We start from the raw sequence: 20,365 nt of genomic DNA, 5'->3' as shown, positions 1-20,365 counted from the left end.
CCCGGCGGCGTCGGAGTGTGGCGTGACAACGAGTGACGACCGCGAGACCGAGAGAGAGCAGTCGGGTGGGGGTTGGGTCAGTTCAGTCGAGAGGCCGGTCGATCAGTCTACGCGTTTGAGTCCCTGCCCGATTCCGCTGGCGTCACAGCCGTCCTCCGGGCAGCCGTAGTGCCAGCCGTCTTCCGTCGCTCGACCCTCCGGGAACTCCGCGCCGCACTTTCGGCACCGAAGCAGATCCCGACCCATCTCGCGTGTCGCCAGTTGAGGCATACCCGTACGGTCGGACCCGGAGGATTTGAATATACCGATATTTCGCGTCAGTTCGCCAACGAACGTGGAGAGAGTGGCCCGCCACGGGCAAATTTCACGACTCCCGTGGACCCCGGCGCCGGCGAGCGGATCCAGTCAACTACTTGTTGTCGGACCACTGTAGCGAAAACATGCGAGAGCTCGACGAGACCGACGTGGTGATCTTACGCCTGCTGGCCGCAGACAGCCGACGGTCGTACAGCGAGATCGGCGAACGGGTCGACCTGACGCCGCCCGCGGTGTCCGACCGGGTGAGCCGGCTCGTGGACGCAGGTGTCATCAACCGGTTCACGATCGACGTCGACCACGCGACGCTCCGAGAGGGAACTCCGGTGCTCGTCCGCGTGACTCCCGCCGACGACCCCGAAGCCGTTCGAGAGCCGTTGTCGAGCGCCGACGCGACGGAACACCTGTTCGTCACGGCCGACGGCGACGTGGTGGCGTTCGCCCGCACGGCCACCACCGCCGTCCACGAGTGGGTGACGGAGGTCGTCGACGGGGACGCCGTCGCGGACGTGTCCGTCGACCTCGTCGCCGACACGGAGTGGACGGCGTCCGTCGACCCAGCCGGGTTCGCGTTCGACTGCGCGGAGTGTGGCAACACCGTCACCGCCGAGGGACAGAGCACCGTCGTCGGCGACGAACTCAAACACTTCTGTTGTGAGTCGTGTGCCGCCGCGTTCCGCGAACGACACGCGCGACTGGAGGCGGCCGCCGCCGACGGGGAGTCCTGAGCTACGTCTCGTCCGGGTCGTCGCCCGCCTCTGTCGTTCCGTCGTCCGCACCAGCACCGCTCGCCGTGTCGTCGTCTGCGTCGGCGGCGTCCGACGGGTCGTCTGCGTCGGCGGCGTCCGACGGGTCGTCGTCACCGAGGATGACCCGGTGTGTCATCGCCTCGGGGTCGAGCACCTCCTCGGCCTCCGCCTCCCCGAGGTACCCCTTCTCGACGACCACCTCGCGGACGGTCCGGTCCGTCTTCAGCGCCTCCTTCGCCACCTCGCTGGCGCGGTCGTAGCCGATCGCGGGGTTGAGCGCCGTCGCCAACGCCATCGACTGTTCGACGGCCGTCTCGGCGTGGTCGGCGTTCGCCTCCAGCTGCGCGACGAACCGCTCGGCGAACACCTCACTCGCGTTGGTCAACAGCTCCGCCGACTGGAGGTAGTTGTGCGCGATCACCGGTTTGTACAGGTTGAGGTCGATCTGGCCCTCGGCGGCGCCGGCCGACACCGCAGCGTCGTTGCCGACGACCTGTTTGTGGACCTGATTCACCGCCTCCGCGACGACCGGGTTCACCTTCCCCGGCATGATCGAGGAGCCGGGCTGGTTCTCCGGCTGTTCGAGCTCACCCAGCCCGTTCCGGGGGCCGGACGCCAGCAGCCGCAGGTCGTTGGCGATCTTGTTCAGGCTGCCGGCGACCGTCTGGAGGGCGCCGTGGGCCTCCGCCATCGCGTCGTGGGCCGCCTGCGCCTCGAAGTGGCTGTCCGCCTCTCGGAACTCCGTCCCCGTCTCCTGGCGGATGTACTCTGCGGCGCGCTCCGGGAACTCCGGGTGGGTGTTCAGCCCCGTCCCGACGGCCGTCCCGCCGAGCGCGAGCTCTCGCAGCCGGGTGCGGCTGTCTTTCACTCGTTCGATCCCCTTGCGGACCTGGGTGCGGTAGCCGGCGAACTCCTGGCCCAGCCGGATCGGCGTGGCGTCCTGGAGGTGGGTCCGGCCGGTCTTCACCACGTCGTCGAACGCCGCCTCCTTCTCCTCTAAGGCGGCGTGGAGCGTCTCCAACGCCGGGAGCAGGTCCCGTTCGACCGCCTCCAGCGCCGCGACGTGCATCGCCGTCGGGATCACGTCGTTCGACGACTGGCCGTAGTTGACGTGGTCGTTCGGGTGGACCACCCGGTCGCCGACGGCCGCGCCCGTGATCTCTGCGGCCCGATTGGCGATCACCTCGTTGGCGTTCATGTTCGAGGAGGTGCCCGAGCCAGTCTGGAACACGTCGACCGGGAACTGGTCGTCGTGGTCGCCCGCGATGACCTCGTCTGCGGCCGCGACGATCGCGTCCGCGGTGTCGTCGTCCAACAGCCCCAGGTCGCGGTTGGCCTGGGCGGCCGCCTTCTTGACGACCCCCAGCGCGCGGACGAACCGCCGCGAGAAGCCGATTCCGGAGATGGGGAAGTTCTCCACGGCCCGCTGGGTCTGTGCTCCCCAGTAGGCGTCTGCCGGTACCTGGATCTCGCCCAGGCTGTCTGCCTCCGTCCGGTACTCCCCGTCCGTGGTGTCGTCGCTGTCCGTCACGCGCGGCGGTTCGGCGACCGGCGCGTAAAGTCCTCCGAAGTCTGCCGTCCCGGAGCCGGGACTGGCGAGACGACGGGCGGGGGACACGGGCGACGGACCACGACCCCCGCGGGCTACTCGAAGACGAACTCGCCGTCCCGTTGGACCACGTCGCCGTCCACCTCGATCACGGAGTCGTCGCTCATGTCGACGATCATGTCGACGTGTTCGGCCGACTCGTTGACGACGTTCTCCTCGCCGACGGTGGCCGGGTACGCCGAGCCGACGGCCATGTGGACGGTGTCGCCCATCTTCTCGTCGAACAACATGTTGTAGGTGAACTGGTCGATCGCACGGTTCATCCCGATTCCGAGCTCTCCGAGGTACCGGGCGTTCTCGTCCGTGTCGAACACGCCCGCGAGCACGTCCTCGTTGCGCTCGGCGGAGAAGGAGACCACACGCCCGTCCTCGAACCGGACGCGGGCGTGCTCGATCTCGCGGCCCTGGCGGTAGAGGGGGAGGTCGAAGTGGACGGTCCCGTTCACGCTGTCGCGGACGGGGGCGGTGAACACCTCGCCGCCCGGGAGGTTCGCACGCCCGTAGTCGTTGATCGTCTCGTTGCCCGCGACGGACATCGTCACGTCCGTCTCGTCGCCCGAGCGGATCCGGACCTCTCGGGCGTCGTCGAGGATCTCCACCATCTGCGACTGGAACTCCCGTTGTTCGTCCCAGTCCAACGAGACGGCGTCGTACACGAAGTTCTCGTACGCCTCCGTCGACATCCCGGCCAACTGCGCGCGGTCGGTCGTCGGGAACTGGGTGAGACACCAGTCCGCCTCCAGCCGTGCCTCCTGAACCGGCTTGTTCGCGCGGTTGAACCCGGCCGTGGTGTCGGGCGGCACGTCGCTCTGCTCCGTGGCGTTGTGACCGCCGCGGGAGATGACGAACGCGTCTGCGGCCTCGTTGAGCGCGAGGTGGTGATCGGGCGTCTCGAAGTCGTCCTCCCGGGCACGGAGGTACGCCCGACGGGCGCGAGAGGAGTTGTTGAGGTAGATCGGGTTGGCGCCGCGGTCGCCCGCGATCTCGTGGAGCGCGACGGCGAACTCCTCCGCCTCGGCCGGCAGTCGAATCACCAGATCGTCGCCTGCAGACAGGTCCAACGAGTGGTCGACGACCGTCTGGGCGTGTTCGCGGATGCGTGGGTCCATTCGTCCACTCGGGCGATACGCCGCCACGGGATTACCAGTTTCGGAGCCGTCCGACCGGAACCACTCGCTCCGCTCACTCTACGCGCTCCAACACCACCCCCTCCTCGAACCGGCCCCGTTCGGTCGCCTTCCGCCGGCGAGCGGCGGCGACACGCTCCCGGCCGACGGCGTCGAGGAGCGTCTCCACCACCTCGACTACGTCCGCCAGCTCCTCCGGGTCGCGGTCGGCCGCGAACTCCGCGGCCTCCTCGCGCAGCTTCGCGGCGAGCCGGCGCTCGTAGGCCTCCCCGTCGACGCGGTCGGTGACGGGCGTCGCGCCGTCCTCGCGGATCACCCGCGGAATCTCGTCGCGCACGAGCTTGTCGTACTCCGTGGCGTCGCCGTCGCTCTCGCCGGGGTCGTCGCTGTCGCTGTCTGTGGGTGTGTCGGACACGCGGGAGACGAGGGCCGGCGGCGGCGAGAGACTGACGGTCAGTCGTCGGTCAGCAGCGTCGCCACGTCCAGCATCCGGTTGGAGAAGCCGAACTCGTTGTCGTACCAGGTCAACACCTTCACCAGCCCGTCGTCGCCGACGACGTTCGTCGACTGGAGGTCGACCATCGAGGAGAAGGGGAGACCGACGATGTCCGAGGACACCACTTCGTCGTCGGTGTAGCCCAGTACGCCCGCTAGCGGGCCGCTGTCTGCGGCCGCCCGGAACGCGTCGTTGATCTCCGTCGTCGTGGGGTTCGCGTCCAAGTCCACGACCACCTCCGTGAGCGAGCCGTTGGGGACGGGCACCCGCATCGCCATCCCGTCCAGCTTCCCCTCCAGCTGCGGGAGGATCTGGGTGGCAGCCTGTGCGGCGCCCGTGGAGGTCGGGACGATGTTCTCGGCGGCCGCCCGACCTCGGCGGGTCTTCCCCTTCGGCCCGTCGACGAGGTTCTGGCTGCCGGTGTAGGCGTGGACCGTCGTCAGCGTCCCGGAGTCGATACCGAACGACTCGTCTAACACCTTCGCCACCGGGGTGACGGAGTTGGTGGTGCAGGAGGCGTTCGACACCACCCGTTCGCCGTCGTACTCGTCGTGGTTGACGCCGTAGACGATCTGCTTGACGTACTCGTCGCCCTTCGGCGGCGCCGAGATGACGACCGTCTCTGCGCCCGCGTCCAGGTGCCGTGCGGCGTCCTCGCGCGTCCGGAACACGCCCGTACACTCCAAGGCCACGTCCACGTCCTCGTCACCCCACGGCAGCGCGGCGGGGTCCTGCTCGTCGTGGATCGGCACGGACGTGTCGCCCATCACGAGCGCGCCGTCCGACAGTTCCAGATCCAGTCGCCCCATCACCGTGTCGTACTTCCCGAGGTACTGCATGTCCTCGGGGTCCATCACGTCGTTGATGCCGACCAGTTCGATCCGCGGCTCCGTCGCAACCGCCCGCAACACGTTGCGACCGATCCGGCCGAACCCGTTGAGTCCCACTCGTACCGGATCGTCCACGTCTGTCGCCGCTGCCAGGCCTGATTTACTCATGTTCGAGTTGTCGTCTTCGGGTGTACTTAAATCTCTCCCCACGGCGTCGCCACGGGGGACTGCACCGTCTCCACAGTCGTCGGCGGGAGAACTTCAATGCTCTCCCGGTCGGAGCGACGGGTTCGAGTGGGTCGCCCGCGGACGGCCGAGCGTGCAGGAGACACTCGTCGTCGGCGAGACCATCGTCGACATGCACCCGGACGGACCGGGGTCGCTCGCGGCACGGGAGACGTTCCACCGCCGCCCGGGCGGCGCCCCGGCGAACGTGGCGGTCGGACTCGCCAGGCTCGGGGCCCCGCCGGCGTTCTGGACACGACTGGGCGAAGACGGACTCGGGGAGTTCCTCGCGGGCACGCTCGCCGACGAAGGGGTTCCCGACGACCTCGTACAACGGGACGAGGACGCCCCAACGGGACTGGCCGTCGTCTCGGCCGACGACGACGGCGACCGTGGATTCGTGCTCTACCTCGACGGCACCGCCACCACCCGGCTCCAGCCCGGCCGCGTCGGCGACGACCGACTCGCGGCCACGGAGTGGCTCCACCTCGGCGGCGTGGAGCTGGCCCACGAGCCCGCCCGGAGCGCCGTGTTCGACCTCCTGGAGCGGGCGCCTCCGGACACGACCGTGTCGCTCGACCCGAACGCCCGCCCACAGCTGTGGACCTCCTTCGACTACGCCGACACGCTCTCCCGCGTCCTCCCGGACGTAGACGTACTCGTCGCCTCCGTCGAGGACCTCCGGCCGGCCGGCTACGACGGCGACCCCGTCGGCGTCGCCGCGCGCGTCGCCGACGCCGGCCCGCACACGGCGCTCGTCACCCGCGGCGCGGACGGCGCCGTCGCCCACGCGACCCCGGCGGCACCGTGGGGCCCCGCCGAGACGGCCCACGAGGGGTTCCCGGCGGACGTCGTCGACACCACCGGCGCGGGCGACGCCTTCACCGCGGGCGTCGTCCACGCGCTCGGGAACGGACGACCGCTGTCGGACGCGCTCCGGTTCGCCGACGCCGTCGCCGCCGAGTCCACCACGGCCCGCGGCGCGATGGCGGCGCTCCCCGACCGTGCGGCCGTCGAACGGCTGCTGGAGTGACGCCGGACCGACCGTGTGAGGCGCCCGCACGCTCTGGCGACCACGAGAGCCGGGGTTTATTGCCGTGGACCGTTCAGCGTGGAACATGGGCTTCGGAAGCTACGACGAGTCCGAGCAGGAACGCCAGCAGTCCGAGGACGGTCCGGGCGACGAGGCGACCGTCGACGTCCACCAGAACGACCACGACGGCGACGTGAACTTCGAGACGGACGAGTCCACGTCCGACCTCGTCTCGAAGCTCCAGGACATGAAAGACGAAGAAGACGAGGACTGACTCCTCACCCGTTTCTCTCCCGCCGGGAACGACCCGTCTCGTCGACATCTGCAGCGCGCGTCTCTGCACACAGCAGTCGACAGTGCAGCCCAAACGACTCCTCGCCGCGGCCGGTGCCGGCGTCCTCGCGGTCCCGGTCGTCGGGCTCCCGGTGACCGAACTGCCGGCCTCGCGGGTCGCCTTCTCCGTGTTCGTCGGCGCCGTCGTGGTCCCCGCCACCCCCGTCGTCCTGTCACTCCTCGTAGCCGTCACGGTCGCGGCCGTCGTCGCGAGCGTGGTCGCTCCCGTGGCCCCGGCCGCCGAGACGGCGTGAGCCTCACACCACCGACGCGAACGTGTCGCCCGCCAGCCCCGGTCCCGTCGGCACCGGGACGCGACCGTCCGAGACCGGAACCGGGTCCGGAATCGGCTCTCCGTCCGGCGTCTGTACGTCCCGCGCGAGCAGGTCACCGGTGGCCAGTCCGTGGGCGCGAGTCCGCCCGGTCGTCGCCGTGACCGCGGCCGCGAGGTGTGTCGCCGCGGTCCGTGCGACCGCGCCGTCGACGGTCGTCGTGACGACCGTGTCGACGCCCCGGACGGCGGCCGTCCGCGCGACCCCGAGCGTCCGTTCGAGCCCGCCGAGCGCCTGTGGCTTGCAGACGAGTACGTCGGCCGCGTCTGCCGTCAGCACCGCCGTCGGTCCGTGTTCCGCCAACGCCTCGTCGGCCGCGACCGGGGCGCCGACCCCCCGCAGCGCCGCCAGCCCCGTCAGGTCCGTCGCCGGCACCGGCTGTTCGACGTAGGCGACGACCCCCTCCAACGCCGAGAGCGTCTCGCGGGCCGTCGCGCGGTTCCAGGCGCCGTTGGCGTCCGCCCGCAGCGTCGGCCCGGGGGAGTCCGGGTCGGCGGTCGCACCCGACGCCTCGCCGACGGCGTCCGCGACCGCTCGGACGCGCTCGCGGTCCGTCGCCGGGTCGCGGGCGCCGATCTTCAGCTTCAGCGTCTCGAACCCCGCCGCGACCGCCCCGCGGGCGGCCGCGACCGTCGTCTCCCGGTCGCCGTCACCGACGGTCGCGTTCGCCGGCACCGTCGCCGGTGGGTCGGTCGCCAGCGTCGCCGCGACGGACACTCCCCGGCGGCGGGCCAGTCGGTCCCGGTGCGCGAGCGTCACGGCGAAGCGCGCGGCCGGGGTCTCCGGGCCGGGCAGTCGGCCCCGACGCGGCGAGACGGGAGCGCCGTCGCCCCCCGTCGCGGCCTGCAACGCCGCCCGGCAGTCCGCGAGCGACTCCGTCCACCCGGGGAGTGGCGTCGCCTCGCCGACGCCGACCGAATCGCCGCCGTCGGCGCAGTCGCCGTCGACGCCGACGAGCAGCCCCTCGCGGCGCCTGATCTCCCCGTTCGCGGTCCCCAGCGGCGACGCCAACGGCAGCGAGAACGACCGCGTGCGCCAGGTCGGCGTCACGGTCACACCGCCAGCCCCACGGCGAACAGGGCGGCGTAGGCGGCCAACAGCTTCCCGGTCGACTCCAGCGCGGGGTTGAGCGCCTCGCCCGCCGTCTCCGTCACCACCGTCCGGGCGATCAGCGCGGCGTACGGCAGCGTCACGAACGGGAGCAGCGCGGTCGGCTGGCCCGCGAGCGCGAACACGGCCGGAACGGTGTACGCCGCCCCCAGGAGCGTCAGGAACTCCCCGCGGGCGAAGCCGTAGCCGTACCGTACCGCCAGCGTCCGTTTGCCCGTGGTGGCGTCCTCCTCCCGGTCGCGGACGTTGTTGACGACGAGGATGTTCGTCGAGACGGCCGCGACCGGAATCCCGGCGACGACGGCCGCGAGCGGCACGAGCTCCGGCGACGGCACGAGCCGCCAGAAGGCGGGCGCCAACGCCGCCGCCGCCTGGACGTAGTAGGTGCCGGCGACGGCGACGAGCCCGAAGAAGACGAACACGAACAGGTCACCCAGCCCGTGGTAGCCCAACGGGTAGGGACCGCCGGTGTAGGCGATTCCAGAGGCGACTGACAACAGGCCGATCACCAGGATCGGCAGCCCGCCGACGGCGACGAGGTACGTCCCGACACCGACTGCGGCCGCGAACGTCAGCCACATCGCCCGTTTCACGCTGGGGGGCTCGATCAGCCCGTCGGCGGTCACACGGGTGAACCCCTCCCGCTCGTCCGTGTCTGCCCCCTTCACCGCGTCGTAGTAGTCGTTGGCGAAGTTGGTGCCCACCTGGATCAGCGCCGCGCCGACGAGCGCCGCCAGCGCCGGCAGTGGCCGGAACACACCCCTGCCGACCGCGAGCCCGACGCCCACCACGACCGGCGCCGCCGCCGCCGGCAGCGTCTGCGGCCGGGCGGCCATCAGCCACGCCCGCGACCGGGACACCTCCTCGGTCGTACTCATCGTCGGTGGGAGGGGTGCGAGCGTGAAAGCGACTGTGGTCCGTGGGTGGTGGGGCGTCGGTGCGGGCGTGAGCGGGAGTCGTCCGGAGAACAACAGCGACGCGACCGCAGTCGGGAGTCGAACCGAAGGAGAGCAGGGTCGCGTGTCGGACGAACAGTTGCGGCGGGCGCTCCGGAACGTACGACTCGACGTGGCTATCGTCGGAATCTTCCCGAGCGTGGTCAGTGTCGGGTCGACCGACGCTGGCGAATCCACGGTCGTGGACCCTGTAGCGACCGAACTACCCAACTTCGTCTCCTCCGCTGCGGTGGCGACTGCGATTCTCTCGTCGTTCGGTGGCCTGTTCGCGTGCGTCGTGACGCCGATCACTGCGAATTCGGCGTCTCGGACTCGGAGCGAGCCCAGGGGGTCGTCGAGGACGGAGTCGACGACAGTGAGTTCCGCGTTCTCCTACTGCGCAGCCACGAGAGCTGGATCGAGCGGAACGGGCGAGCACAGCCGATCGACTCGACTCTGTTGCACGGGGGTGCCGCGCTACTCTTGCTCGAAATAGAGCCCTCCACCACCTCTGTCGCGCCCGTCGCCTCTGGACTCGGCAGTGTGACGATCCGTCGGTTCGTCCTCGTCACGACGGGCTCGACGTTCGTCCTACTGGTGGCGGTTCTGGGGTTCGAACTGGGCTACTCCGAGGAGTGGTCACAGACCCGACCGGCCCGGAATTTCTTGTGTCGTGACGCGTTACGTGTCACTCGCGTCGTACAGTGAGCGACCAGAACGAACCACCGGAAGACGACGAAGACCAGGACCGCAGAGAGCCGTTCGAGGGCGGGAGAACCGACGCCGATCTCCTCACCGTGACCGTCACCGATCCCCGCGAGCAGTACGACGACCTGCTCGTCCGACGCGACGAGACGACGTACGACCCGGAGACGTTCGAGCGGCTTCGGGGTGCGGAGGCGTTCGAGAGCGGCTGGGTCGCCGTCGGCGCGGTCGTGGACGACGACGGCCGGGTGTTGCTCGTCCGCGAGGCGGACCACGACGCCTGGCACGCTCCCGGCGGGACAGTCCAGCCGGGCGAGGACTTGGCCGACGCGCTCGTCCGCGAGGTGTGCGAGGAGACGGGGGTGCCGGTGGTGCCGGAGCGCCCGCACCTCCTGACCGAGTCCGTCCACCGCTGTGACGACGAGACGCTGTCGTTCACTGTCGTCACTTGGACGGCGCGCCCAGAACGGACGGAGATTCCCCCGGATGCGGAACTGGGCGTCGCCGACGAGACCGTCGAGACCGCAGACTGGTTCCGGTCGTTCCCGTCGGACGCCCAGTGGACCGCGGAGCTAGAGACGGTGCTGGAGCGGCTCGACCGGTGGTAGTCGCCCGGCGAACTTCGCCACGGCGAAACGATTTATGTACCCCCGCCTGCTACGTCTGTTCGAGATGACGGCTCGCTCCGCCACTCCGTTCTCGCCGCTCCCGCGAGCCGTGCGACCGCGACCGGGCCGTTAGGCCCGACACTACCCTCTCTCCCCGTCGTCGCCCCACCCTTCGGCCGCGTAGCGTCCGCTCTCCGATTATTTTGCTGAAGTGACAACGTCAAATTTATGCCCGTGTCGTCGTTGTCTGTGTACGATGACAGCTCGCGTCGCGCTCGCGTTCAGTGGCGGACTGGACACGACCGTCTGTGTTCCGCTGCTGAAAGAGGAGTACGGCTACGACGAGGTGGTCGGCGTCACGGTGGACGTCGGTCAGCCCGAGGCGGAGTTCGCCGAGGCGGAGGCGACCGCCGAGGCGTTGGACCTGGAGCACTACGTCGTGGACGCGCGAGCCGAGTTCGCCGAGCTGTGTCTGGACGCCGTGCGCGCGGAGGCGACGTACCAGGGGTACCCCCTCGGGACGGCGCTCGCGCGCCCGGTGATCGCCGAGGAGATCCTCGGGGTCGCGCAGGACCACGACTGTGACGCGCTCGCACACGGCTGCACCGGGAAGGGGAACGACCAGCTCCGGTTCGAGACGGTGTGGCGCGCCGGTGACCTGGACGTGATCGCCCCCGTCCGCGAACTGGGGCTCACCCGCGAGTGGGAGATGGAGTACGCCGCCGAGCGCGACCTCCCGGTAGAGGGGGGTGACGGCGGCACCTGGTCCATCGACACCAACCTCTGGTCGCGGTCCGTCGAGGGGGGCGACCTAGAACAACCGGATCACGTCCCGACGACGGAGATCTACGAGTGGACGGACGACCCGACGGCCGAGACCGCCGAGGTGGAGATCGCGTTCGAGTCCGGCTACCCCGTCGCGCTGAACGGGGAGGAGATGGAACCGGTCGCACTGATCGAGGCGTTGAACGAACTCGCCGGTCGCTACGGCGTCGGCCGCACGGACCTGATGGAAGACCGGATGCTCGGGCTGAAGGTGCGCGAGAACTACGAACACCCGGCTGCGACGACCCTGCTCGCGGCCCACGAGGGGCTCGCCGGGCTCGTCCACACCCAGGCGGAGCGTCAGTTCACCCAGCACGTCAGCCAACAGTGGGCACAGAAGGCCTACGAGGGGCTGATCGACGCGCCGCTCGTGAGCGCGCTGGACGGCTTCCTCGCGGAGACGAACGAGCGTGTCACGGGAGCCGTCACCGTCCGGTTCGAGGGCGGCCAGGCGCGGGTCGTCGGCCGGGAGTCGCCACACGCCACCTACTCCGCGGAGGCGGCGTCGTTCGACACGGCCGCCGTCGGCGACATCGAACAGGCGGACGCGACAGGCGTCGCGAAGTACCACGGCTTCCAGAGCCGCCTGTCGGGCGGTGCCGACGACGGGGAGTGAGCCGTGACTGACCGCGAGACCGACGGCCACGGCGGCCAGGCGGGCGACACCGACGACGGAACGGAGTCCGGGACGGTCGTCCGCGGGGAGCGGTTCCGCGGCGGTCCGGCGCGGTCGTTCCTCTCCAGTCTCGCGGCCGACGAACGCATCTTCGCGGCGGACTTGGCCGTCGACCGCGCCCACGTCGTGATGCTGGCCGAACAGAGGATCGTCGACGACGGCGTCGCGAGCGAGATCCTGGCGGCGCTGGACGACGTGGAGGCGGCCGGCCACGACGCGCTGCCGGACGGCGAGGACGTCCACGAGGCGATCGAGTCGGCGGTCGTCGACCGTGTCGGCCCGGACGGCGGCCGCATGCACACCGCCCGTTCACGCAACGACGAGGTGGCGGCGTGTATCCGGCACCGGCTGCGCGAGGATCTGCTCGCGGCTGCGGCGGCGACCGTCGGCCTGCGGACGGCGCTGACGGCGGTCGCCGCCGACAACACGGAGACGGTGATGCCCGGCTACACCCACCTCCAGCCCGCACAGCCGACGACGGTGGCCCACTGGGCGCTGTCGTACGAGGCGGCCGTGGGGCGCGACACTGCGCGGCTGTTGGCGGCGTTCGACCGGACGAACCGGTCGCCGCTGGGGGCGGCGGCGTTCGCGGGCACGCCGTTCGAGATCGACCGCGAGCGGACGGCCGGGCTGCTCGGGTTCGACGGCGTCGTCCGCAACGCTGCCGACGCCGCGGCCGGACGTGACTTCCTCGTGGAGGCGACGACGGCGCTGGCGACCCACGCGACGACCCTGTCCGGACTCGCGGAGGACACGCTCCTGTTCGCCAACCGTGGGTTCCTGACGCCCGCCGACGACTACGCTTCCACCTCCTCGATCATGCCCCAGAAGGTGAACCCGGACACGTTGGAGCTGGTGCGGGCGACCGCCGGGGACGCCGCCGCGGGGCTGAACGGACTCCTGACCACGCTGAAGGGGCTGCCGCGGGCGTACAACCGCGACCTACAGCGCGCGACCCCCCACGCCTGGGAGACGGTCGACGCGGTGACGGAGGCGACGGAGGTGGCCGCCGGCGCCGTCGCCACGGCCGACTGGAACGAGTCGGCGCTGACGGCCGCGGCCGGCGAGGGGTTCTCCGCGGCGACCGGCGTCGCGGACGCGCTCGCACGGGCCGGGCTCCCCTTCCGGACGGCCCACGAGGCGGTCGCGGCCGCGGCCGAAGACGCCGAGGCCGCGTTGGACGACGACGACCCAGAGGCGGCCGTCGACGCCGTCGACGCCGCCGTCCGGGCGTCGACCGGCGAAGCGGTGGAGGCGTACGTCGCCCGCGACCGGTTGGCGGCCGTGTTGGCGCCGGCGACGAGCGTGGCCGAGCGCGACTCCGCCGGCGGCCCGGCGCCGACGGCGACCACGGAGGAAGTGACGACGGCCCGCGCGGAGGTCGAGGCCGACGAGACGGCCGTCGCCGACCGCCGAGACGCGCTCGCGGCCGCCGCCGCCCGACTGACCGAGGAGGTGGACGACCGTGTCTGATCGACGAGCGGCGCGAACGCGACGCACGCGACAGACGCGCCGAACGCGACGCACGCGACAGACGCGCCGAACGCGACAGACACGCCGGACGCGCCGAACGCGACAAACGCGACGACCGAGCACCCGCCGAACGCGACGACCCCGTCCGGCGACGGCGCCGCTGCCGCCGCCCCGAGAGGGGCACACACCACACCACCACCGCCGAACGGCCTGCCGACCCACGCTCGGGGGAGCGACCCACGTCTGGGGACCGGTTCCCGGGGCGTGGTGCGACCGTGTGGAACCCCGCTAGCGGCCGCTCTACTTTATTATTGCACAACAGTTATCGATGAATTGAAGTAGATCCGGTACGGACGGGGAGGTACGCCATGACCGAGGCAGACTGCGTCGAGTGCGGGGGGACGGTGACCCTGCACGACGACTACGAGGCCGGGGAGATACTCGACTGTGAGACGTGTGGAGTGGAACTCGAAGTGTTGGAGGCGGCGCCGCCGGTCCTCGATCGAGCACCGGAGCTCGAAGAGGACTGGGGTGAGTGAGCGTGGAGATCGGCCTGCTGTACTCCCGAATCAGACGGGACGAGAAGCTACTGTTGTCCGAGCTGCGCGACCGCGGCCACGACGTGCGGAAGGTGGACGTGCGCGACACGACGTTCGCGGTGGGAGCCGCGGGCGACGCGGACGAGGCGGCCGGTGGTGCCGAGAGCGACGCGGACGACACAGACGCTACGGACGGCGACGTGACGGACGGCGCGGCCGTCCTGTCGGGCTGTGACGTGGTCTTAGACCGGTGTCTGGCCACTTCGCGGTCGCTGTACACGACTCGGTTCGCGGACGCCTACGACGTGCCGGTCGTCAACGATCCGGCGACGGCCAGGCTGTGTGCGGACAAAGTCGAGACGAGCCTGGCGCTCTCGGAGGCCGGCGTGCCGACGCCGGCGACGACGGTGGCGTTCGACACGGAGTCGGCGCTCTCGGCCGTCGAGTCGTTCGGCTACCCCTGTGTCTTGAAGCCGGTCGTCGGCTCGTGGGGCCGGCTGATGGCCAAGCTGGAGGGACGTGCGGCCGCGGAGGCCGTCCTCGAGCACAAGGCGACGCTGGGCCACTACGAGCACAAGGTGTTCTACGTCCAGGACTTCGTCGCCAAGCCCGGCCGGGACGTGCGGGTCCTCGTCTGTGGGACGGAGCCGGTCGCGGCGATGACCCGCGCGGGCGACCACTGGCTCACGAACGCCAAGCGGGGCGCGGAGACGGCGGCGTTCGAGTTGGACGAGGAAGCGACCGAGCTCGCGACGGCCGCGGCGGAGGCGGTCGGCGGCGGACTCCTCGGCGTCGACCTGATGGAGACCGGCGACGACGGCTACACCGTCCACGAGGTGAACCACACCGTCGAGTTCCAGGCGTTGAACGACGCCGTCGAGGCGGACGTGCCCGCGACGGTCGTCGACTGGCTCGAACAGACCGCAGCGACGACACTCCAGGCGACGCCATGACGAACTACACCGCGACGGTCGTTGGCGGCTCCGGGTTCGCCGGCGGAGAGCTGTGTGCGATCCTGGCGGACCACCCGGCGGTCGACCTGACGGCCGTCACCTCCAGACAGTACGAGAACCGTTCGCTGGGGACGGTCCACCCGAACCTGCGCGACCTGGACCTTCGGTTCACCGACCCGGCGGAGCTGCCGTCGACTGACCTCCTGTTCGCGGCGACGCCACACGGCGTGAGCATGGAACGGATCGACGCCTTCCGCGAGGCCGCCGACACGGTGGTGGACCTGTCGGCGGACTTCCGGCTGCCCGACGAGGCGGCCTACGACGAGTGGTACGACGGCCACGACGCGCCGGAGCTGCTGTCGGAGGCAGTCTACGGCCTGCCGGAGTTGGACCGCGAGGGCCTACCCGGCGCGGACCTGATCGCGGCCGGCGGCTGCAACGCCACGGCCACGATCCTGGGACTCGCGCCGTTGGTCGACGCCGGCCACCTCGCGGTCGACGACACGGTAGTCGTCGACGTGAAGGTGGGCTCCAGCGAGGGGGGTGCCGGCAACGGCACCGCGGGAAGCCACCCGGAGCGCTCCGGCGTCGTCCGGCCGTACGCGCCGACGGGCCACCGCCACCAGGCGGAGATCGAGGCGTCCCTCGGGATCGAGACGGCGTTCACCGCCCACGCGGTCGACACGACCCGGGGCGCGAGTGCGACCTGTCACGCCTTCGTCGACCCGGTGTCGAAACGCGACCTGTGGGACGCCTACCGGGACGCCTACGAGACGGAGCCGTTCGTTGACTTGGTCGCCGGCGGGAGCGGCGTCTACCGTTACCCGGAGCCGAAGTGTGTCGCCGGGACGAATCGTGCGGAGGTGGGGTTCGAGGTGGACGCCGACGCCGGCCGTGTCGTCGTGTTCTCGGCGATCGACAACCTCCAGAAGGGGTCGGCCGGCCAGGCGGTCCACGCCGCGAACGTGGCGTTGGGGCTGTCTGAGACGGCCGGTCTGGACAGTCGGGGACTCCACCCGGTGGGTGCGCCGTGACGGGGTTCGACGCGGCCCCGCCGGCGGACGTGACGTTCGCGGCCGACGGCGGCAGAGAGCCGGACCCGGACGCGCTCGACCCGGAGACGGTCGTGGTGAAGGTGGGCGGTGCAGCCGCCGTGGATCCCGCGGGCGCCGTCGGCGACGTGGCCCACCTCGTCGCCAACGGCGTCCGGGTGGTGGTCGTCCACGGTGGGTCGACCGCCGTCGACGAGACGCTGGAACGGGTCGGCCGCGAGCCGGAGTACGTCGAGACGCCCGACGGCGTCACCGGCCGGTTCACCGACGCCGAGACGATGGAGCTGTTCACGATGACGATGGCGGGCGGGCTGAACACAGAGTTCGTCGCCCAACTCCGCAACGAGACCGTCGACGCCGTCGGCCTCTCGGGCGTCGACGGCGGGCTCCTCACGGGGCCGCGCACCGGCACCGTCCGGGTGAAGGAGGACGGCCGTCGGAAGGTGCGCCGCGGGGACCACTCCGGCCGGATCGAGTCCGTCCGGACGGAACTGCTGGAACTCCTCTTGGACGCGGGTCACGTCCCGGTCGTCACTGTCCCGATGTTCGCCGCGGACGGCGACGAGTCGCTCCCGGCCAACGCGGACGCCGACCGCGCGGCGGCGGCCGTCGCGGGGGCGCTGTCGGCGCCGCTCGTGGCGCTGACGGACGTGGCCGGGGTGTACGCCGATCCGGACGACCCGGAGACGCTGATCGAACGGGTGTCGACGCCCGCGGGGTTCGCCGAGTTGGAGACGGCCGCGGAGGGGTTCATGACCCGGAAGGTGATGGCCGCCGAGGAGGCGTTGTCGGCGGGCGCGCCTGCGGTCGTCGTGGGTGACGCCGGCGTGCGCGACCCCGTCGTGGCGGCGCTGGGCGGTGCCGGCACTCGGATCGACCGCGCGGCCGTCGCCGAGGAGGTGGAACAGTGAGCGACGTCGACCAGTCGCCGGCGGACGGCGCCGGCGGAGGCGAAGGTGAGAGCGAAGGAGAAGGAGAGGGGTTCGTCTTCTCGGAGAAGCCGTTGGAGCTGGCCGGCGGCGACGGCGTCCACCTCGTGGACACGGACGGTCGGGAGTACCTCGACTTCGGGGCGTCGTACGCCTGTGTCCCGGTCGGCCACTGCCACCCGGACGTGGTGAGCGCGGTCCGCGAGCAGGCGGGCGACCTGTTGTACGTCCAGGCGTCGTACCCGACGGCGACCCGGACGGCGACCTACGAGAAGCTGGGCGCGATCGCGCCGGGCAGTCTCGACAACGTCTGGCTGTGTAACTCCGGGACCGAGGCGGTCGAGGCGGCCTTGAAGTTCGCCAGATCTGCCACCGGTCGGACGGAGGTGATCGCGGCGAAGCGTGCCTTCCACGGCCGGACGATGGGGGCGCTGTCGCTCACCTGGAAGCCGAAGTACCGCGCCGGCTTCGACCCGATCCCCCGGGGCGTCCGGTTCGTCCCGTACGGGGACGGCGAGGCGTTGGCGGAGGCCGTCACCGAGGACACTGCGGCGGTGTTCCTGGAGCCGATCCAGGGTGAAGGCGGTATCCACCCCGCGAGCGTCGACTACCTCCAGACCGCCCGCGAGGCGACCGCGGAGGCGGGCGCGGCACTCGTCTGTGACGAGATCCAGACCGGGCTCGGTCGGACGGGACAGCTGTGGGCCTGCGAGCGCGCCGGGATCGTCCCGGACGCCGTCACGACGGCCAAGGGGGTCGCCTCCGGGCTGCCGCTGGGGGCGACACTGTGTGCCGACTGGCTCGCCGACGGCGCCGGCAACCACGGCTCCACCTTCTCCGGCAACCCGATTCCGTGTGCCGCCGCGGTCGCCACCCTCGACACCATCGTGGACGAACGGCTGCCGGAACACGCCGCCGCCGTCGGCTCGTACCTCCGGTCCGAGATCGAGGCGGCCACGGAGACACACGACCTCCCGATCCGCGAGGTGCGGGGCGCCGGGCTGATGCTCGGTGTCCAGCTCCGTCGTGGCGCGAACCGGGTGCTCCGGGAGCTGGCGCTGTCGGAGAACGTGCTGGCGCTGCCGGCTGGTCGGACGGTGCTCCGTCTGCTCCCGCCGCTGACGGTGACGGAGTCGGACGCCGACCGGCTCGTGGACGCGCTCGTGGAGGTGTTGTCGTGACCGTCGACGGCCGCGCGGCCGCCGGGACGGACGCCGTCGACTCGCCCGCCGAGTCGGCGGCGCTCGACACGCCCGTCCGGCAGCTACTGTGTGACCTGGTGGCGACGCCGTCGCCGTCGGGCGAGGAGGCGGACGCCGGGCGGCTGCTCGCGGCGTTCCTCCGCGGGTGTGGCCGCGAGGTCCACACGGACGCCGTCGGCAACGTCCGTGCGCCGGCGCCGGGGACCGAAGAAGGCGACGACGTGTTGCTCACCTCACACGTCGACACCGTGCCGGGCGAGGTGCCAGTGCGGGTCGAGACCGTCTCGGCGGCCGAGGCGCGCTGGGGCCACAGTCCGGTGCCGGACGTCGGCGGCGACGACGAGGTGGCCGAACTGTGGGGTCGCGGCAGCGTGGACGCCACCGGGCCGTTGGCGACGATGGCGGTCGCGGCCGTCGAGACCGGGGCGTCGTTCGCGGCGGTCGTGGGCGAGGAACGCGGCTCGCGCGGCGCGCGCCACCTCGTCGGTGACCGCCCGGCGCCGGCTGCGGTCGTCAACGGGGAGCCGTCCGGCTGGGACGCGCTCACGCTGGGCTACCGTGGGTTCCTCCCGGTCACGTACACGGTGGAGACGGCCGCGGGCCACGCTTCTCGACCGGAGCCCAACGCCGTCCAGTACGCGACGGCGTGGTGGCGCCGGATCGCCGACCGGGTCGTCGACGACGGCGGCACGCTCGTCGGGGACGACGACACCGCTCGGCCGCCGGACGAGCCCGCCGGCGACGCCGAGGGGGTGTCGACGGCCGTCACCGCGACGCCGACCCAGTTCGACGGCGGGTCGACCGAGGACGGCGCCGTCCGGGCGACCGTCGAGGCGCAGTTCCGGATTCCGCCGGACACGACCGCGGCCACGCTCCGCGAGCGGGTCGTCGACGCGACCCCACACGGGACGCTGTCGTGGGGGACGGCGATTCCGCCGACGACCGCCAGCCCGCGGACGGAGCTCGCGCGGGCGTTCCGGGCGGCGATCAGGACGGCCGGCGGCGACACGCGGCTGCTCCGGAAGACCGGCACCGCCGACGCCAACTTGTACGCCGACGCCTGGGGCGTCCCGACGGTGACGTACGGCCCGGGCGACTCCACGCTGGACCACACGAGCGACGAACGCGTCCCGTTGCCGGCGGTCGACCACGCGACGGCCGTCCTCGTCGACGCCGTCGAGCGACTGCGATAGGGGCCTCCCACCCCACCCACCTTCTCCTCTTCCGGCACGGACGCACCGCCACCACACCATACGCTGTCACGACACACCATGCAGATGCAACCCCCACACGACACCACGGAAGCAGACGACTTCACGACCGTCGACGACCGCTCGCCGGCGGCGCTGCGCGGGCTGTTGGCCGACGCTACGGCCCGCGCGGACGACCCCTCCGGGTCGCCGCTGGCCGGCCAGACGGTCGCCCTGTTGTTCGAGAAACCCTCCACCCGGACGCGCGTCTCCTTCGAGACCGGGCTGACGCGGCTGGGGGGTCACGCCCAGTTCCTCGGGCCGGACGACCTCCAACTGGGCGCCGGCGAGCCGCTGCGGGACACCGCCCGGGCGCTGTCCGGCTACGTCGACGGGATCGTCGCCCGGCTGTTCGACCACGAGGACCTACTGACGCTCGCGGAGTACGCGAGCGTCCCGGTGGTCAACGGGCTGACGGACGCCGCCCACCCGTGTCAGACGCTGGCGGACCTGTTGACGCTCCGGCAGACGGTCGGACTGGACGCGAGCCTGACCTGGGTCGGCGACACGAACAACGTCTGTCGGTCGTTGGTCGTCGGCTGTGCGGCGCTGGGTGTGGACCTCACCGTGGCGACGCCGGCGGGGTACGGCCTGGACGACGGGTTGTTGGAGCGAGCGGTGGCGCTCGGGGGGCCACCGGAGACGACGACGGACCCGGCGGCGGCCGTCGCGGACGCGGACGCCGTCTACACTGACGTGTGGGTGAGCATGGGCGAAGACCCGGACGGGGACAAGCGCGCGGCGTTCGTCGACGGGGGGTTCGGTGTCGACAGCGACCTCCTCGGGCTGGCCGCGGACGACGCCGTGTTCATGCACTGTCTGCCGGCCCACCGGGGTGAGGAGGTGACGGAGGCGGTGTTGGAGAGCGGTCAGTCGGTCGTCTGGCAGCAGGCGGAGAACAGACTGTACGCCCAGGAGGCGTTGCTGGAACTGACGGTGGGGTAGCCCGTCGGTCTCTCGGGTATCGTCCGAGCAACCGCGCCGAGCGGCTCGTGACGGATCTCCTACACGCTGTGTCCGAGCGGAGACAGTGCCACGGGACTCTTGTTCGAGAGCCTC

At 71.4% G+C, this 20,365-nt stretch carries 20 protein-coding genes and 1 pseudogene; 14 read left to right on the top strand and 7 right to left on the bottom strand.

The genetic code is table 11. The features are described from left to right. Window positions 1-102 precede the first annotated feature (102 nt). Complete coding sequence (locus RYH79_RS04690) at window positions 103-270, bottom strand: HVO_2901 family zinc finger protein (protein WP_370896721.1); 168 nt, start codon at window positions 268-270, stop codon at window positions 103-105. 170 nt (window positions 271-440) lie between these two features. Between RYH79_RS04690 and RYH79_RS04685 the strand changes: the two genes are divergently transcribed. After that, complete coding sequence (locus tag RYH79_RS04685) at window positions 441-1,043, top strand: winged helix-turn-helix transcriptional regulator (RefSeq protein ID WP_370896719.1); 603 nt, start codon at window positions 441-443, stop codon at window positions 1,041-1,043. Between the two features lie 124 nt (window positions 1,044-1,167). Here the strand turns inward: RYH79_RS04685 and RYH79_RS04680 are convergent. From RYH79_RS04680 to gap, 4 genes and pseudogenes are all read right to left on the bottom strand, one after another. After that, a pseudogene (locus RYH79_RS04680) lies at window positions 1,168-2,595 on the bottom strand (class II fumarate hydratase); the annotation flags it as partial. Window positions 2,596-2,708: 113 nt separating this feature from the next. Beyond that, entirely contained in the window at window positions 2,709-3,782 is a 1,074-nt protein-coding gene (locus RYH79_RS04675) for an aminopeptidase (protein ID WP_370896717.1), read from the bottom strand. A gap of 73 nt (window positions 3,783-3,855) precedes the next feature. After that, complete coding sequence (locus RYH79_RS04670) at window positions 3,856-4,137, bottom strand: nucleoside triphosphate pyrophosphohydrolase (protein WP_370900769.1); 282 nt, start codon at window positions 4,135-4,137, stop codon at window positions 3,856-3,858. A 116-nt stretch (window positions 4,138-4,253) separates the two neighbouring features. After that, complete coding sequence (gene gap, locus RYH79_RS04665) at window positions 4,254-5,294, bottom strand: type I glyceraldehyde-3-phosphate dehydrogenase (protein WP_370896715.1); 1,041 nt, start codon at window positions 5,292-5,294, stop codon at window positions 4,254-4,256. A 151-nt stretch (window positions 5,295-5,445) separates the two neighbouring features. On the opposite strand from gap, the gene RYH79_RS04660 reads away from it, so the two are divergent. The 3 genes from RYH79_RS04660 to RYH79_RS04650 all read left to right on the top strand — a co-directional run bounded on the left by RYH79_RS04660 (window position 5,446) and on the right by RYH79_RS04650 (window position 6,971). Further along, entirely contained in the window at window positions 5,446-6,384 is a 939-nt protein-coding gene (locus RYH79_RS04660; RefSeq protein WP_370896713.1) for a carbohydrate kinase family protein, read from the top strand. Window positions 6,385-6,469: 85 nt separating this feature from the next. Further along, window positions 6,470-6,658, top strand: a complete 189-nt coding sequence (locus RYH79_RS04655; protein ID WP_370896711.1) for a DUF5786 family protein — start codon at window positions 6,470-6,472, stop codon at window positions 6,656-6,658. Between the two features lie 82 nt (window positions 6,659-6,740). After that, window positions 6,741-6,971, top strand: a complete 231-nt coding sequence (locus RYH79_RS04650; RefSeq protein WP_370896709.1) for a hypothetical protein — start codon at window positions 6,741-6,743, stop codon at window positions 6,969-6,971. A gap of 3 nt (window positions 6,972-6,974) precedes the next feature. On the opposite strand, the gene RYH79_RS04645 is transcribed toward RYH79_RS04650, so the two are convergent. Both RYH79_RS04645 and RYH79_RS04640 read right to left on the bottom strand, forming a co-directional pair. Continuing rightward, window positions 6,975-8,105, bottom strand: a complete 1,131-nt coding sequence (locus RYH79_RS04645; protein ID WP_370896707.1) for a mandelate racemase/muconate lactonizing enzyme family protein — start codon at window positions 8,103-8,105, stop codon at window positions 6,975-6,977. Beyond that, window positions 8,102-9,037, bottom strand: a complete 936-nt coding sequence (locus tag RYH79_RS04640; RefSeq protein WP_370896705.1) for a 1,4-dihydroxy-2-naphthoate polyprenyltransferase — start codon at window positions 9,035-9,037, stop codon at window positions 8,102-8,104. Before RYH79_RS04640 ends, RYH79_RS04645 begins: the two co-directional genes overlap by 4 nt. Before the next feature lie 761 nt (window positions 9,038-9,798). On the opposite strand from RYH79_RS04640, the gene RYH79_RS04635 reads away from it, so the two are divergent. The 10 genes from RYH79_RS04635 to argF all read left to right on the top strand — a co-directional run bounded on the left by RYH79_RS04635 (window position 9,799) and on the right by argF (window position 20,251). Continuing rightward, window positions 9,799-10,407 carry an NUDIX hydrolase gene (locus tag RYH79_RS04635; protein WP_370896703.1) on the top strand — a complete coding sequence of 203 codons (609 nt, stop codon included), beginning with the start codon at window positions 9,799-9,801 and terminating at the stop codon, window positions 10,405-10,407. Window positions 10,408-10,663: 256 nt separating this feature from the next. Next, on the top strand, window positions 10,664-11,848 hold the full coding sequence (locus RYH79_RS04630; protein WP_370896701.1) for an argininosuccinate synthase: 1,185 nt from the start codon (window positions 10,664-10,666) through the stop codon (window positions 11,846-11,848). A 3-nt stretch (window positions 11,849-11,851) separates the two neighbouring features. Further along, on the top strand, window positions 11,852-13,381 hold the full coding sequence (gene argH / locus RYH79_RS04625; protein ID WP_370896699.1) for an argininosuccinate lyase: 1,530 nt from the start codon (window positions 11,852-11,854) through the stop codon (window positions 13,379-13,381). A 368-nt stretch (window positions 13,382-13,749) separates the two neighbouring features. Next, window positions 13,750-13,920, top strand: coding sequence for a lysine biosynthesis protein LysW (gene lysW / locus RYH79_RS04620; protein ID WP_370896697.1), 171 nt, complete (start codon window positions 13,750-13,752; stop codon window positions 13,918-13,920). A gap of 2 nt (window positions 13,921-13,922) precedes the next feature. Beyond that, a complete protein-coding gene (locus RYH79_RS04615) occupies window positions 13,923-14,873 on the top strand; it encodes a RimK family alpha-L-glutamate ligase (RefSeq protein WP_370900767.1) in 951 nt (316 codons plus the stop codon). After that, window positions 14,870-15,907 (top strand): N-acetyl-gamma-glutamyl-phosphate reductase, encoded by a 1,038-nt coding sequence (gene argC, locus RYH79_RS04610; RefSeq protein WP_370896695.1) that lies wholly within the window; start codon window positions 14,870-14,872, stop codon window positions 15,905-15,907. The genes RYH79_RS04615 and argC overlap by 4 nt, the downstream gene beginning before the upstream one ends. 29 nt (window positions 15,908-15,936) lie before the next feature. Next, a complete protein-coding gene (locus tag RYH79_RS04605) occupies window positions 15,937-16,836 on the top strand; it encodes an acetylglutamate/acetylaminoadipate kinase (RefSeq protein ID WP_370900764.1) in 900 nt (299 codons plus the stop codon). Between the two features lie 92 nt (window positions 16,837-16,928). Beyond that, the gene (locus RYH79_RS04600; RefSeq protein ID WP_370900762.1) at window positions 16,929-18,035 is read left to right on the top strand and encodes an aspartate aminotransferase family protein; all 1,107 of its coding nucleotides are present in this window, start codon (window positions 16,929-16,931) and stop codon (window positions 18,033-18,035) included. Beyond that, window positions 18,032-19,249 (top strand): [LysW]-lysine hydrolase, encoded by a 1,218-nt coding sequence (locus RYH79_RS04595; protein WP_370896693.1) that lies wholly within the window; start codon window positions 18,032-18,034, stop codon window positions 19,247-19,249. Before RYH79_RS04600 ends, RYH79_RS04595 begins: the two co-directional genes overlap by 4 nt. A gap of 78 nt (window positions 19,250-19,327) precedes the next feature. Then, a complete protein-coding gene (gene argF, locus RYH79_RS04590) occupies window positions 19,328-20,251 on the top strand; it encodes an ornithine carbamoyltransferase (RefSeq protein ID WP_370896691.1) in 924 nt (307 codons plus the stop codon). Window positions 20,252-20,365: the final 114 nt, after the last annotated feature.

This window comes from Halobaculum sp. MBLA0143, from assembly GCF_041361465.1.
Lineage (GTDB): Archaea > Halobacteriota > Halobacteria > Halobacteriales > Haloferacaceae > JAHENP01.
Note: the sequence above shows the minus strand (reverse complement) of the source record. Positions and strands in the feature narration are given on the sequence as shown.